The organism is Streptococcus chosunensis (assembly GCF_003626515.1).
Classification (GTDB): Bacteria; Bacillota; Bacilli; order Lactobacillales; family Streptococcaceae; genus Streptococcus; species Streptococcus chosunensis.
The window spans coordinates 51310-65671 of sequence record NZ_RBCK01000001.1 but is presented as its reverse complement, the minus strand read 5'-3'; the positions used below and the strand labels follow the sequence as shown (position 1 = coordinate 65671).

Below are 14362 nucleotides of genomic sequence, written 5' to 3'. Positions count from 1 at the left end.
TTTTTGTTTTGTTGTATTATTTAATTAAGACAAAGAGATAAGAGAAAGGAGAACAAGATGTCCTGGACATTTGACAATAAAAAACCCATTTATTTACAAATCATGGAGAAAATTAAGCTTCAGATTGTCTCCCATACACTGGAACCCAATCAACAACTTCCAACCGTGAGAGAGCTAGCTAGCGAGGCCGGTGTCAATCCAAACACCATCCAAAGAGCCTTGTCAGACCTTGAACGAGAAGGATTTGTCTACAGTAAGCGCACAACTGGACGATTTGTGACTGAGGATAAGGAGCTAATCACCCAATCGCGCAAACAATTATCAGAAGAAGAATTGGAACACTTCGTTTCCTCCATGACCCATTTTGGCTATGAAAAAGAAGAACTACCAGGCATAGTCGGCGATTATATTAAAGGAGTTTAAGCCTATGTCATTACTAGCATTTGAAAATGTATCCAAATCTTATGGAGCAACACCAGCCCTTGAAAATGTTTCCCTTGACATTCCAGCTGGAAAAATTGTTGGTCTCCTTGGGCCAAACGGCTCAGGAAAAACAACCCTGATTAAACTAATCAATGGCCTCTTGCAACCAGATCAAGGACGTGTCCTCATCAACGACATGGACCCAAGTCCAGCAACCAAGGCCATCGTAGCTTATTTGCCGGATACGACCTATCTCAATGAACAAATGAAGGTCAAAGAAGCCCTAACCTACTTCAAGACCTTCTATAAAGATTTCAATCTTGAACGTGCCCATCATCTACTTGCAGACCTAGGTATTGATGAAAATAGTCGTCTCAAGAAATTATCAAAAGGAAACAAGGAAAAGGTACAACTGATTTTGGTTATGAGCCGTGATGCCCGCCTCTACGTTCTGGACGAACCCATTGGTGGAGTGGATCCAGCAGCCCGTGAGTATATCCTCAATACCATTATCAACAACTACTCACCAACTTCTACCGTTTTGATTTCTACCCACTTGATTTCTGATATCGAGCCAATCTTGGATGAAATTGTCTTCCTCAAAGACGGAAAAGTCGTTCGTCAAGGCAATGTAGATGATATTCGCTACGAGTCAGGTGAATCCATCGACCAGCTCTTCCGTCAGGAATTTAAGGCCTAAGCAAAGGAGATTATTATGTTTTGGAATTTAGTTCGCTACGAATTTAAAAATGTTAACAAGTGGTATTTAGCCCTTTACGCTGCCGTGCTAGCCCTTTCTGCCCTTATCGGAATACAGACACAAGGCTTTAAAAATCTACCTTATCAAGAAAGTCAGGCTGCTATGCTACTTTCTCTAGCTACAGTCTTTGGTGGCTTGATGCTTACACTTGTGATTTCAACCATTTTCTTGATTATTAAACGCTTCAAAGGTAGTGTCTATGACCGACAAGGCTACCTGACTTTGACCCTTCCAGTATCCGAACACCATATCATCACAGCTAAACTAGTCGGTGCCTTTATCTGGTCTATTGTCAGCACTGCTGTACTCGTAATCAGTGCTTTTATTGTTCTGACTCTAACAGCTCCTGATTGGTTTGTAACTTCTGACTTGATTCCATTTATAGAAACACACCTCCCTCAACTCTCTCTTATGGGGATATCCTTCCTACTAAATACCATTTCTGGAATCCTCTGCATCTACTTGGCCATTTCCATTGGACAGCTGTTCAATGAATACCGTACTGCACTGTCAATTGTAGCCTACATTGGTATCCAAATCGTCGTTGGCTTTATTGAACTCTTCTATCGTTCTAACCCTGGTTTCTACTTCCCATCAACCACTGGAGGAGCTGATCAGTTCCAGATGGGCATTATCATGACTATTCTGGAAGAAGTTATTCTTATAGCCATCTACTATCTAGGAACTTATCATATCTTGAAAAACAAGGTTAATTTGCAATAAAAAATGCCCAGCTAAAAAGCTGGGTTTTGATTTAACTTAATATCAAACTGGCTACGATAGGGCTGACAAAGACATAGAGAATACCAGTGACACCGATAGCCAAGCCACCCATGGCTCCTGCTACAGAGCCGTATCGAAAGGCTGTTCCTGTTCCGACTGCATGCCCTGTTCCTCCGAGGGAAAGCCCGACTGCTACTGGATCGTCAATTTTCATCCACTTCAAAAGGGTTGGGCCGATAACACTAGTCAAAATTCCAGTTGCCACTACGACAACCAAGGTCACGGTGGTCAAGCCTTGCAATTTTTCTGTAATTCCCACTGCCATAGCGGTTGTCACTGACTTAGGAAAGAGAGAAATGGCTAGGAAAAAGTCCATGCCAAAGATTTTAGCCACAAGAGCTGTGAAAGAGGTATTGACCACTACCGCTAACAAACTACCAAAGAGAATACTCCGAGCATGATGCTTCATCAAGTGAAAACTCTTATAAAGCGGAATCCCTAGAGCCACTGTCGATGGGACAATCAAGTTATTCAGATAAACTCCACCTTGATAGTAATCTTGGTAAGAAATACCTGTCAGCTTTAGAAAGATGATAATAAAAACAGCTGACAAAAGCAAGGGCGTTGTCAATGGATGGGGAAAACGTCTGTAAATCAGCATTCCCACTAGATAGGCTAGGATAGACAGGGCAAGCCCAAACAGGGGATTGGAAACAAATTCACTCATTTGGCATCTCCTTTCTCATAATCTCCCTCAAACCGTCTCTTGATGAACTGAACTACCAAGGCTATGAGGATAATATTGATGACTGCTGCAAAAAAGACAATCAAAACAATTGGCAAAAGATAGGGAGCAATCACATCAAACTTCTCCATGATTCCCACTGCTGGCGGCAAAAAGAGAATGGTCATATTGGCCAGCAAGAAATTCCCCACCATGTTGACATGCCTAGTTCTCAGCCACTTGAATTGTAAGGCTAGAAAAAGAATAATCAAACCAATAATACTGCCTGGGATGGGCAAGTGAAAGAAACTAGAGATTCCCTCTCCGATTAGAGAAATCACAAAGAGAATCATTAATTGAACATATAATTTCATCCTAAACTCCACGAAATAGACTTCTTGCATACCAGTTTACTCTTTTTTCAGAAAATTTCAAGGAAACACATAAGAGATGATGAAAATTAGAGAGGAAAGGGGATACAAACAATTCTTGACTTGTGAAAACAGGCATGATTTAGGATAAAAGATTCCAGCGTCCTTCTTGCCAGCTCTTTTGAAAAGTAGTATAATTATTGCATGCGCAATCATCTTGTGATACAGAGACTGTCCGTGAATGGACTTTCTTCTATTTACAACTCTAAAAAGAAAGGAGATACTATGACCTATTTGGAAAAATGGTTTGACTTCAATCGGCGTCAGAAAGAAATTGAAAGTCTCTTGGAAGAGACTATTGCCCAGCAGAGCGAGCAAAGTCTGACCTTGAAAGAGTTCTACCTACTCTACTATCTGGACTTGGCTCAAGAAAAATCTCTACGTCAGATTGACCTGCCAGATAAACTTCATCTGAGCCCGAGCGCTGTTTCTCGGATGGTGGCTCGCTTGGAAGCCAAAAATTGCGGTCTGCTTAGTCGCAGATGTTGTGATCAAGATAGGCGCTCTAGCTTTATCTGCCTGACAGGTGATGGGCAAAAGACACTGGCCTCTCTACAAAAGGCTGTTGAAGAAAGCTTGGAAACTGGTTTGGATTTCTTGGTTTAAGATGATTTTAGAAAAAAGTTGCGTGCGCAATCATTTTTCTTGACATTCTCTTTTACAAGGAGTAAAATAAAATCATCATTAAACAAAGGAGTTTTAAATATGATTGAAATTACCTATCTAGATGCCAGCAAGAACGAAAGAACTGTAACTTTCGAATCTTATGAAGACTTTGATCGTTCACAACAAGCTTGCCTTATCGGCGTCGCAGACTACTACCCTGTCCAAAAATTAACTTACAACGGTCATGATTTGGACTACCATGGGACTTATGGAGATATCTTCTTCTATCTCAAGAAACAAGATTTAAGCCAATATAACTAAAAAAGGAGAAATACAATGGCAAAAGCAATTACAGATGCAACATTCGAACAAGAAACAAAAGACGGTTTGGTCTTGGTAGACTTCTGGGCAACTTGGTGTGGTCCATGTCGTATGCAAGGTCCAATCTTGGATAAATTGTCTGAAGAACTTTCAGAAGATGTTTTGAAAATCGTTAAAATGGACGTTGATGAAAATCCAAACACAGCTCGTGCCTTTGGAATCATGTCTATCCCAACTCTTCTCTTCAAAAAAGACGGCCAAGTGGTAAAACAAGTTGCTGGTGTTCACACAGCAGAACAAATCAAGGCCATCGTTGCTGAATTGAGCTAATCACACGAGAGACAAAGTACTTGCTTTGGTCTCTTTTTTCTTGCCCTTTGCCATTTTTCAAAAAATATGCTAGACTATAGGTAGAATATTACGATGTTTGGGACACGCCATCGCTAAAAAAAACCTCGATTTGGTATTTTTTAGCTCCCTCATGGGAGCTTTTTGCGTGCTCTAAACATTTCCCATTTTGGAAGGAGTACTATGAAACGTCAATCTGCCTTGGTCGTCTTTAGTGGCGGTCAAGATTCTACAACCTGCCTCTTTTGGGCTAAAGAACACTATGAAACGGTCGAAGCCGTTACCTTTGCCTACGGCCAACGCCATCATCTCGAAATTCAAGTCGCTAGAGAAATCGCTGAGGAGCAGGGGATTCGTCATCATATCCTAGATATGTCTCTGCTGGGGCAAATCACTGAAAATGCCCTGACTTCTGATCTGGAGATTGAGCAAAAAGAGGGAGAGGTGCCTAATACCTTTGTTGACGGTCGCAACCACCTCTTTCTGTCCTTTGCGGCTGTTCTTGCTAAGCAACGTGGCATTAAAGACATCGTGACAGGTGTCTGTGAGACCGACTTCTCAGGCTACCCTGATTGTCGAGATGTCTTTGTCAAATCTCTCAATGTCACCCTCAACCTTGCCATGGATTACGACTTTGTTATCCAAACACCTCTAATGTGGTTGGACAAGGCTGAAACTTGGGAATTAGCCGACCAACTCGGTGCCTTTGACTATGTTCGTGAAAAGACCTTAACCTGCTACAACGGGATTATCGGAAGTGGCTGTGGAGATTGTCCCGCCTGCCACCTACGTCAACATGGGTTAGATGTTTATCTCTCACAGAAAGGAGAGGACTAATGTTTTTTGCACCCAAAGAAATCAAACAGGAAACTGGGGAGTCGCTTGTCTACAATCCTCACAGAACCTTGGTATCAAAAGAATTTACCTTTGATGCTGCCCACCACCTCTTTCACTATGAGGGAAAATGCAAATCCCTTCATGGCCACACCTATCATCTGCAGATTGCTGTTAGTGGATTTTTAGATGAGCGTGGCATGACCTACGATTTCGGAGACATCAAAGCTATTTACAAGAACTACTTAGAGCCCCACTTGGATCATCGCTATCTCAATGAAACTCTGCCTTATATGAACACGACTGCTGAAAATATGGTTTACTGGATTTTCCAAACCATGAGTCAAGAGTTACCTGATGAGCGTGGTCTTCGTTTGGAATACGTTCGCCTCTATGAAACTCCGACTTCCTTTGCAGAGTTTAGACGGGAGTGGTTAGATGACTAGGGAACGTGTCCTCAAACTACCAGTTCTGGAAATTTTTGGCCCTACCTTTCAAGGTGAAGGTCGTGCTATTGGGCAGAAAACCATGTTTGTCCGCACTGCCGGTTGCGACTACCACTGCGACTGGTGCGATTCTGCCTTTACTTGGGATGGTTCTGAAAAACCAACTCGCATGACAGCTGACGAAGTCATTGCTGAGTTGGATAAACTAGGGAACTACGACTATGTAACCCTGTCTGGCGGAAATCCCGCTATCCTAGCAGCCAACATGGCTGAACTGGTCACCAAGCTCAAGGAACGTGGTGTCACCCTTGCTGTTGAGACCCAAGGCTCTCGCTGGCAAAATTGGTTAAAAGATATCGACCAGGTTACTCTGAGTCCCAAACCTCCTTCATCCAAGATGGAAGTCAACTTTGAGACCCTGGACTTTATCGTTTCCCAACTGGATCCAGACAAGGTCACCTTTAAAATCCCTGTCTTTGATGATGCAGATTTAGCCTTTGCTAAAGGAATACAAGAACGCTACCAACCAGATGTCCTTTTCTTATCTGCTGGAAATCCTGAACCCAAGGCTACAGGAAATATTATCCAAGATCAACTGGACCGTCTCAAAGAACTCTGGGAACGCGTCGCTGCCGACGATAGCTGGGGCAATGTCCGCGTCCTTCCTCAACTGCATACCCTCCTCTACGATAATCAACGTGGTGTTTAAGATTAGAAAGAAAAAATCATGTCACAACAAGAAGAAATGAAAAACCTCAGCCTACTGGGCAACAAAGAAACCAACTACATCTTTGACTATCAACCAGATGTCCTCGAATCTTTTGACAATCGTCATGTGGAAAATGACTATTTCATCAAATTTAACTGTCCTGAATTTACCTCACTGTGTCCAATCACTGCTCAACCAGACTTTGCGACCATTTATATTTCCTACATTCCTGACAAGCTCTGTGTTGAGTCAAAATCCCTCAAACTCTACCTCTTTAGCTACCGAAACCACGGAGATTTCCACGAAAACTGTATCAACACCATCGGGAAAGACTTGGTCAACTTGCTAGACCCTCGCTATTTAGAAGTCTGGGGAAAATTCACTCCGCGCGGTGGCATCTCAATTGATCCCTACTACAACTACGGTAAGCCTGGAACTAAGTATGAAGGATTGGCAGAACAACGCCTCTTCCAACACGACCTCTATCCAGAGAAAATTGACAACCGTTAATACTCTTCGAAAATCAAATTCAAACCGCGTCAACGTCGCCTTGCCGTACTCAAGTACAGCCTGCGGCTAGTTTCCTAGTTTGCCCTTTGATTTTCATTGAGTATAAACAGATAAGAAAAAGCCCTGTTCCTCAAATCGAGGAGCAAGGCTTTTTGAGTTTCAATTATTCTTCTGTTCCAAGGAAGTTTTTAGCAACAAGGGCTGCAAGAATCCCACCAACGATTGGAGCAAGGATGAAAATCCATACTTGTTGAAGGGCTGAGCCACCTACCAAGACAGCTGGTGCCAAGCTACGAGCTGGGTTTACTGAAAGTCCAGTAATGTTCAATCCCACAAGGATCATGGCCATCAAGGACAAACCGATTACCAAACCAGCAATCGCTCCATTGCCCTTGCTTTCTGAAGTCACGGTCATGATAACCAAGACAAACAAGAAGGTTGCGATTGTTTCAAACAAGAAACCACCAAAGACAGTGACACCGTTTGCCAAGGCATTTTCACCAAGACTAGTAGTTGACATCCCTGAGTTCGCCAAGAGGAAGAATAGCGCAGCTGATGCAAGGAAAGCTCCAACTACTTGCCCAAGGATGTAGTTAACAAGCTCCGAAGATGACAAACGTTTGTTTACAAACATAGCGATCGAAACCGCTGGGTTCAAGTGAGCACCTGAAACAGTTCCGATTGAGTAGGCTGCGACTACGATGGCTAAAGCAAAGGCAAAGGCGATCCCTAGGTGACCAAGACCTTTAAGACCATTTCCAAAAACAACAGCTCCTGTTCCAACGAACACAAGCATGAACGTACCGATTAACTCAGCGACAAATTTTTTCATTTCTTTCTCCTTTTTCAAAAACTAGATACTAGTCTATCAAAAGAGGGAAAGGGTTTCAAGAAAATTGCTTGGAAATTTCGTATCAGTTGCAATACTGTTTTCAAAAATTGTATATTTTTAATGTATTGCAATTAGTTGTAAATCTCTATATTTGATGGTTATACTATACTGAATAAAATAGGAGTTTATATTAATCTTTTTAAAAAGCACAAAACTCTCTATTTAATCCATTCCCCATTGTAATTGACATGATATCCATCAGGTGTAGTTGTATTGACTGCTAAAGCACCAGAACTGTAAGCATAATACCATTTCCCTGAAACATTGAACCATCCAGTTTGCATAGCACCTGAACCATTGAGATAATACCATGAATTACCTACTTTTGCCCATCCAATCTGCATATCGCCTGAATTGTTAAGATAGTACCAAGAACCACTTGATTTGACCCATCCAGTCTGCATCCAACCCGAGCGATCAAAATGATACCATTTTCCATTGATTAGCTCCCATCCATTGGATGTATAGGAACCATTGTTATGTCTATACCACCAACGACCAGATGATTGAATCCAACTTCCTTTGGAAGCAAGTCTTACTTTTAATGCTTCAGATACTTTGATGTATTCTTTCTTAGCATTTTCCTTTTTAACTTTTGCATTTTTTAATTTAGCATTTGCATTTTCAAGTGCTTTTTTAGATTCCTCAAGCTTCTGTTTAGCGATCATCAACCTTTTTTTAGCTTCATCGAGTTTTCTTGGAGCATTTTTAAGGTCAAGGAGATATTGTTGAGCTTTCAACAAATCATTTTTAGCATTAAGTAATGACTGTTCCGCGTTCTTACTAGCATGAGATTTATTATTTTTGATTGCTTTCAATCGATTTAACTCAGATTCTTGCTTCGAAAGTTCAGATTTAGCAATATTTAATGCAGTTTGTTGTTTGCTCAACTCAGATTTAGCAGATTTTAAAACGTTTAACTTGGATTGATTTTGTTTTGTTAAATCTGCAAGACGCTTTTTAGTTTTATCCAGACTTTTTTGATCTGTATTCAATGTTGTTTTAGCAATTGTAAGATTTTTGTTTAGTGATGAAAGTTTATCCCCCATTAAAGCTTCTTCGTTTCTTTGTTTTCGATTGAAACTATCTAGAGCCTCTTTAGCTTTTGTATAAGCTGGATTTTTAGGATGTGTGATTTCATTCCAAACATAACGGAAAGTTGTCTTCGGTAAGAATTTTACACGTTTCCCATTAAAATAAAATTCACTATGGTCTGGATCACCATCTTTATTTTCTGCTCTTGCTAAAAAATATGAACTGCTTGGATTATAATAATAGGTCTTACCGTTATAAACATAGCTTCTTTTTTCAGATGGGCTAATCACTGTCGGTAATGTATCATAAACACCTTTTGCTTCACTAATGAAAGTCATTACACCATAATTTCCAAAAGTTGTTTTTTTACTTGACGATGCTCCAAGAGCAAATCCAGTCCCTGATGCAGCAAGCAAGGGAATTCTATGCCCATAGTTAAATGTATTTGCTTCTTTAGGAGTTGATGCGCCATATAATGATGCATTACTATAATCATTAAAGTAAGATAGAAGCTCTTTATAAGCAAGTTCTTTTTCACTCAATACACTTTTTTCTGGAACTGAACCAGCTGTAGCATTTTCTGTTGCATCCTTAAAACCAAAATCTTGATTTTTAAGTTTTGTATCATGTGACAGTTTGTCATTTGCCACCATTTCATCTGCCCTAGCTTTTCCATATTTCAAAGCCTTTTCAGTCACAGGTGGCACTGGAATATCAATACCATTTATTCTCCGTAACTCAATTAAGTAGTTACGAACGTATTCAGAAACTTTCTTATAATCAACCACATGAGGAGTATGGATATCATCCTTAGATTTTATAACAATTGTTTCTGTTCTTTCACCACTAAAATTCACATCTTCGTTCGCAGCAACATAATTAGTCTTACCATCTCTTCCTACGAAAGTTTTTTCATCAAGTGGATGAGTCTTAGACTCACTTTCACTAACAGAATTTGATTTAATCTCATAAGAAACCGTTACTGTATGGAACTCATCCCCAGCCGATTTTAAATTCTGAGCAAGATTAGAACGTGTCTTGTTCCCTCTTTCTACAAGAGCTTTTCTTTCTTGCTCTACTTTTGATACTGAATTAGTTAAAGAACTTACTTTATTTTGGTTGTCTTTCACTTTCGCATCCAATTTCTCAGTTTCTTGTTGAATCTCGCGTAGTGTATTCCAATCAAAAGTTTTCTCTGCTTCTGTTACTTTATTTTGTGCTTGTTTTACATCAACTGCTCTCTGAGCAACTTGAGTTTTTGCCTTATTAACAACTGTTTCTTGTTTCTCAACACTTGCTTGGGCTTGTTTCTCATCTTTTTTTGCTTCTGACAATCTTTCTTCTGACTTCCGAACCGTTGTCTGTTTAGCAACAAGATCCTTTTCTGCATTTTTAATTTTTTCAGGACTAGCTTGTTTAGCAAATTCTTGGGCTTGTTTCAAAGCATCATCAGCTTTGTTCTTATTTGTGACAGTAGATGTATGCTCTTGTTGCATTTTATCAACAAGCTTCTGAGAATTTTTTTCTTCCTCAATTGTTTGATTCAGTTTTACTTCTGCATTTTTTACATCAGATTCTGAGACCTCAGCATCCTTTTTAGTTTCTAATTGGTTAACAGTTGACTTAGTCGAATGTTTATTTACAACCTCATCAGCTTGTGCATGACCATTAAAAGCAGTTACCATTGCAGTTGCAACGCCCAAACCAATCAACACTTGTTCCTTTTTCATAAAATCACCCTTTCTTTAAAATATTTACCTTATCTATACAAATCATATTATTTATATTTTACAAATAACCTTCTCTAGCCATAAATAGCTTCAATTTGATTTATAGCTTTCTTTCTCAATTAAATACAATCTGATAGAAAATGAAGTAATTAACTATCAATACCAGTTCTGCAGCAAGTTCAAATTTAACATCACGACCTTCAAAGGAATTTTTGAAAATAGCTATAGCTAAGCTAAATAGAATGACGCTTAACAAACCCATAAACATCATTCTAGAACAACCTTTCTATTCTCCTTACTCTCCCAACTGGGCGCTGTAGGAGATAATCTGGTCAACTGTATCTGATAAGAACTGGATGGTATCACGGAGTGGTTTGTCTGTTGAAATATCGGCACCGATAATCATGGCTGACTCAAGTGGTGTTTTGCTACCACCTGACTTAAGGAGATTGAGCCAGTCTTCAGCTCCAGTTTCTGAATATTTCAGATGAAGGTAACAAGCTGTCGAGATGACTAGTCCAGCTGAGTATGTGTAGCTATACAAGCCCATGTAGTAGTGAGCTTGGCGCATCCAAGTTAGAGCTGCATCATCATCAATCTCAATAGCATCTCCCCAGAAATCCGTCAAGACTTCCTTCATAATACTGTTGAGTTTGCTTGCCCCGAAGGTTTCTCCTTCTTCAATCAGTGTGTAAACCTTACGCTGGAAGGCTGCTTCCAAAAGGTGGGTAATAAAGTTATGGAAGTAGGTATCTGTCAAGCGGTGAGCAAGAGCGAAGCGTTTTTGACGTGGGTCGTCAGATTGCTGCTCCAAGTAATCGCTTAAAAGCAATTCATTGAAAGTTGACGGCGCTTCAACATAGTAGGTCGACATGTGAGCATTGAAGTAACTCTGATGATTATCCGAAAAGATGAATTGACCAGAATGCCCGATTTCATGAATCAAGGTATAAACATCGCTCAAACGACCTGTCCAGCTCATAAGGACATAAGGGTGCACGCGATATGGATCCGCCGCATAACCACCAGAATCCTTGCCACTGTTAGCAGCAAAGTCCACCCAGCGTTCTTCTTGATAGCGAGCAACTTCCTGACAATATTCTTGTCCCAAAGGTTCTACCGATTTCATGACCAAGTCATAGGCATCGTCAATAGTCACTGCAGGATTGAGGGCGCTGTCCAAGTCCAACTTCCAGTCTGCAAAAGTCATCTTTTCAAGACCATTTACCTTGGCAACATGCTTGAGGTATCTCTGAGCAACTGGCGCAAAATCCTTCATGATAAGGTCAATCTGACGATCAAACATAGCACGGTCCACTTCTTGCTCAGCTAGAAGATAGTCAAAGACTGAGTCATAGCCCTTCATATCTGCCAATAGTTTTTCAGACTTGACTTGGGCTAAATAGGCTGCTGCAGCTGTATTTTGGTGCTTGCGAAGGCCTTCTGAAAAGGAACGGAAAGATTTTTCACGAACCTCAGCGTCCTCGTGGTTTTGATAGAAGTTTTCATAGGTAACAAAGCTGTTTTTGTAGGTTTTTCCATGGGCTTCGAAGTCAGCCATTTCAAAGTCCCCAGCTCGCATCTTAGTATAAATATCCTGTGGACTGTAGAAAACTTCACCGAGATTTGTCAAGGCCTTCTCCACATCAGCCCCAAGATAGTGAGCTTTTTTGATTTTGGCCTGACGAATGGCTGCCGTCAAGTGAGGTAACTCACCCAAACGGTCCAAAACTTCCACTTCTGCTGCCACTAGGGCATCGTCAAAAAAGGTCAAGGCTACACTGGCATCTGTTTCAAATTCCATCCCAGCTTGGGCGATATTAGCAAATTCGTCATTGCTATAATCTGTCGTCTGAGGCATAAAGCCATAGTTGCCAATATGGCTCATCTGAATGTAGATTTGTTCCAATTCCGCAAAGGCCTTTTCAAAATCCTCAAAAGTATGAAGATTTCCCTTGTAGTCACGGCTAAATTGGTTGATGTCTTCGCGAGCTTTCTCGATTGCACGCAGGAAGTCCTCACGATCTTGGTATAGGGCTGTTAAATCCCAAAGTTCCTTCTCTGGAAATTCTGAACGGTGTTTTTGTTCCATTTTCTTCCTCTTATTTCTCTAATTCTAATAAAACACTAAGGGCTGATAAAGCGTAAAGCGGTGCTGTTTCTGCTCGCAAAATGCGAGGGCCAAGTCCTGCCAATACTGCTCCCTTAGCTTCAAAACTTTCGATTTCTGCAGGTGAGAGACCACCTTCTGGACCAAAGATAAAGAGCAATTTGGCTCCCTTCTCGAGTCCAGTAACTGCTTGTAAAAGCGCAGCGCTTTCCCCTTCTTTGGCTGATTCTTCGTAAGCGACAACAATGCGGTCAAATTGGTCCAGTTGTGCCAGAAAATCTGCTTTTTTCTCAAAAAGCTGGATACTTGGAACAATATTACGCTTGCTTTGCTCGGCTGCTCCAAGGGCGATTTTTTCTAGTTTTTCAACCTTTTTACCCAATTTCTTGCCATCCCACTTAGCAACGGACCAATCGGCAGGGAAGGCCCAAATCTGGCTGGCACCCAGTTCTGTTACTTTTTGAGCAACGAACTCAAGCTTGTCTCCCTTAGGAAAGCCAGATGCGATAGTCACTTGGACAGGCAGTTCCACATTGTCAGCCAATTCTTGGATCAACTCAAACTGACGGGCTTCCACATCCAGCACGCGCGCCAATCGCTTAATTCCATCATCAAAGACCAAAGTAACCTCATCATCTTCTTTCAAGCGCATAACCTGAAACATATGCTTGCTGGTTTCCTTGTCCTTAATGGTGACAGGAGAGATAGCACTGCCTTTGACAAAATACTGTTGCATGCTAGCCTCCAATCACACCGGAAATATCCTTGGTTTTCTTAAAGACACAGGCATTCCATTCCCCTTGAATCATGTGGGTTTCAAGGAAAAATCCAGCTGACTCAGCCGACTCGCGCACCATGTCCCACTTGTCCTTGATAATGCCACTCATGATGAGGTAGCCTTCATCCTTGACCAAGCGGTAAGCATCCTGTGTCAAATGAATAAGGATATCCGCCAAGATATTAGCTACAATCACATCTGCCTCAATCTCAACACCCTTAAGCAAATCACCTGCAGCTACATGGATGTTTTCCATGCCAGGGTTGAGCTCAATATTTTCCTGAGCCACACGAACCGCCACATCATCCAGGTCGTAAGCGAAAATTTCCTTAGCACCAAGTAGCGAGCTAGCAATAGAAAGGACACCTGAACCAGTCCCCACATCTAGCACCGTTTCGCCACCACGAAGAACCTGCTCCAAGGCAAAGAGGCTCATCTTGGTGGTTGGATGCGTCCCAGTCCCAAAGGCCATGCCTGGATCTAGCTTGATAATCTTTTCTCCCGCAGTCGCCTCATAGTCTGTCCAAGACGGCACGATAGTCAAATCATGAGTGATACGAGCGGGCTCATAATATTTCTTCCAGTTGTCTGCCCAGTCTTCCTCAGCCAAGGCAGTCGTCCCCATTTTGACCTCTCCCAAATCCATAAAATCTGTCAATTCTGCCAGACGTGCCTGTAAGTCCGCCTCAACCACTGCCACATCAACCGTGTCAGGGTAGTAGGCCGTCACCACAATTTCTTCTTGCTGCTCTACCTCTGGGAAAATCTCACCAAAACGATCCACATTCCCCACATAGTCCATACTATCTTCAATCGCAACACCTTGCGCTCCTAGCTCGATCAGGAGGTTAGAGACTAGCTCTTCTCCCTCACGCTTTACTGTAACTTTTAACTCTTGCCATGTTTCCATATTTAAGATACCAAGCCCGTAAAACACAAAGTCAAAATAGGAACTTCTCTGAAGACGCTTGTGTCTACGTGA

The 14362-nt window shown here is 41.4% G+C and carries 16 protein-coding genes and 1 pseudogene; 10 read left to right on the top strand and 7 right to left on the bottom strand.

Going from position 1 to position 14362, the window contains the following annotated elements; all coding sequences use genetic code 11:
• Positions 1 to 57: 57 nt before the first annotated feature.
• Genes D7D54_RS00440 through D7D54_RS00430 form a run of 3 tightly spaced genes read left to right on the top strand, consistent with a single transcriptional unit; the run spans position 58 to position 1906 of the window.
• On the top strand, positions 58 to 423 hold the full coding sequence (locus tag D7D54_RS00440; RefSeq protein ID WP_120718577.1) for a GntR family transcriptional regulator: 366 nt from the start codon (positions 58 to 60) through the stop codon (positions 421 to 423).
• Between the two features lie 4 nt (positions 424 to 427).
• Positions 428 to 1123 (top strand): ABC transporter ATP-binding protein, encoded by a 696-nt coding sequence (locus D7D54_RS00435; RefSeq protein ID WP_000054197.1) that lies wholly within the window; start codon positions 428 to 430, stop codon positions 1121 to 1123.
• A 15-nt stretch (positions 1124 to 1138) separates the two neighbouring features.
• Entirely contained in the window at positions 1139 to 1906 is a 768-nt protein-coding gene (locus D7D54_RS00430) for a hypothetical protein (RefSeq protein WP_004256108.1), read from the top strand.
• Positions 1907 to 1937: 31 nt separating this feature from the next.
• Here the strand turns inward: D7D54_RS00430 and D7D54_RS00425 are convergent, their stop codons facing one another.
• Both D7D54_RS00425 and D7D54_RS00420 read right to left on the bottom strand, forming a co-directional pair.
• Positions 1938 to 2633: an LrgB family protein gene (locus tag D7D54_RS00425; protein WP_020901664.1), complete on the bottom strand. Its 696-nt coding sequence runs from the start codon at positions 2631 to 2633 to the stop codon at positions 1938 to 1940.
• Positions 2630 to 3004, bottom strand: coding sequence for a CidA/LrgA family protein (locus D7D54_RS00420; protein ID WP_000781325.1), 375 nt, complete (start codon positions 3002 to 3004; stop codon positions 2630 to 2632). The genes D7D54_RS00425 and D7D54_RS00420 overlap by 4 nt, the downstream gene beginning before the upstream one ends.
• 282 nt (positions 3005 to 3286) lie before the next feature.
• Between D7D54_RS00420 and D7D54_RS00415 the strand changes: the two genes are divergently transcribed.
• The 7 genes from D7D54_RS00415 to queF all read left to right on the top strand — a co-directional run bounded on the left by D7D54_RS00415 (position 3287) and on the right by queF (position 6835).
• Positions 3287 to 3667 carry a MarR family winged helix-turn-helix transcriptional regulator gene (locus D7D54_RS00415; protein WP_020901663.1) on the top strand — a complete coding sequence of 127 codons (381 nt, stop codon included), beginning with the start codon at positions 3287 to 3289 and terminating at the stop codon, positions 3665 to 3667.
• Positions 3668 to 3766: 99 nt separating this feature from the next.
• Positions 3767 to 3988 (top strand): DUF4649 family protein, encoded by a 222-nt coding sequence (locus tag D7D54_RS00410; RefSeq protein ID WP_000570255.1) that lies wholly within the window; start codon positions 3767 to 3769, stop codon positions 3986 to 3988.
• A gap of 15 nt (positions 3989 to 4003) precedes the next feature.
• Complete coding sequence (gene trxA / locus D7D54_RS00405) at positions 4004 to 4318, top strand: thioredoxin (protein WP_001029581.1); 315 nt, start codon at positions 4004 to 4006, stop codon at positions 4316 to 4318.
• Positions 4319 to 4519: 201 nt separating this feature from the next.
• Positions 4520 to 5173 carry a 7-cyano-7-deazaguanine synthase QueC gene (queC, locus tag D7D54_RS00400; protein ID WP_020901662.1) on the top strand — a complete coding sequence of 218 codons (654 nt, stop codon included), beginning with the start codon at positions 4520 to 4522 and terminating at the stop codon, positions 5171 to 5173.
• A complete protein-coding gene (gene queD / locus D7D54_RS00395; protein ID WP_000464576.1) occupies positions 5173 to 5616 on the top strand; it encodes a 6-carboxytetrahydropterin synthase QueD in 444 nt (147 codons plus the stop codon). The genes queC and queD overlap by 1 nt, the downstream gene beginning before the upstream one ends.
• Positions 5609 to 6325: a 7-carboxy-7-deazaguanine synthase QueE gene (queE, locus tag D7D54_RS09405; RefSeq protein WP_000196472.1), complete on the top strand. Its 717-nt coding sequence runs from the start codon at positions 5609 to 5611 to the stop codon at positions 6323 to 6325. The genes queD and queE overlap by 8 nt, the downstream gene beginning before the upstream one ends.
• 18 nt (positions 6326 to 6343) lie before the next feature.
• Positions 6344 to 6835: a preQ(1) synthase gene (gene queF / locus D7D54_RS09400; protein ID WP_000082575.1), complete on the top strand. Its 492-nt coding sequence runs from the start codon at positions 6344 to 6346 to the stop codon at positions 6833 to 6835.
• Between the two features lie 163 nt (positions 6836 to 6998).
• Here the strand turns inward: queF and D7D54_RS00385 are convergent, their stop codons facing one another.
• From D7D54_RS00385 to prmA, 5 genes and pseudogenes are all read right to left on the bottom strand, one after another.
• Complete coding sequence (locus D7D54_RS00385; RefSeq protein ID WP_020901661.1) at positions 6999 to 7667, bottom strand: MIP/aquaporin family protein; 669 nt, start codon at positions 7665 to 7667, stop codon at positions 6999 to 7001.
• Between the two features lie 218 nt (positions 7668 to 7885).
• A pseudogene (locus D7D54_RS09630) lies at positions 7886 to 8236 on the bottom strand (N-acetylmuramoyl-L-alanine amidase family protein); the annotation flags it as partial.
• A 2551-nt stretch (positions 8237 to 10787) separates the two neighbouring features.
• Positions 10788 to 12584, bottom strand: a complete 1797-nt coding sequence (gene pepF, locus D7D54_RS00375; RefSeq protein WP_120718576.1) for an oligoendopeptidase F — start codon at positions 12582 to 12584, stop codon at positions 10788 to 10790.
• A 10-nt stretch (positions 12585 to 12594) separates the two neighbouring features.
• The gene (locus D7D54_RS00370; RefSeq protein ID WP_120718575.1) at positions 12595 to 13338 is read right to left on the bottom strand and encodes a 16S rRNA (uracil(1498)-N(3))-methyltransferase; all 744 of its coding nucleotides are present in this window, start codon (positions 13336 to 13338) and stop codon (positions 12595 to 12597) included.
• Between the two features lies 1 nt (position 13339).
• Complete coding sequence (gene prmA, locus D7D54_RS00365) at positions 13340 to 14290, bottom strand: 50S ribosomal protein L11 methyltransferase (protein ID WP_120718574.1); 951 nt, start codon at positions 14288 to 14290, stop codon at positions 13340 to 13342.
• Between the last annotated feature and the right edge of the window lie 72 nt (positions 14291 to 14362).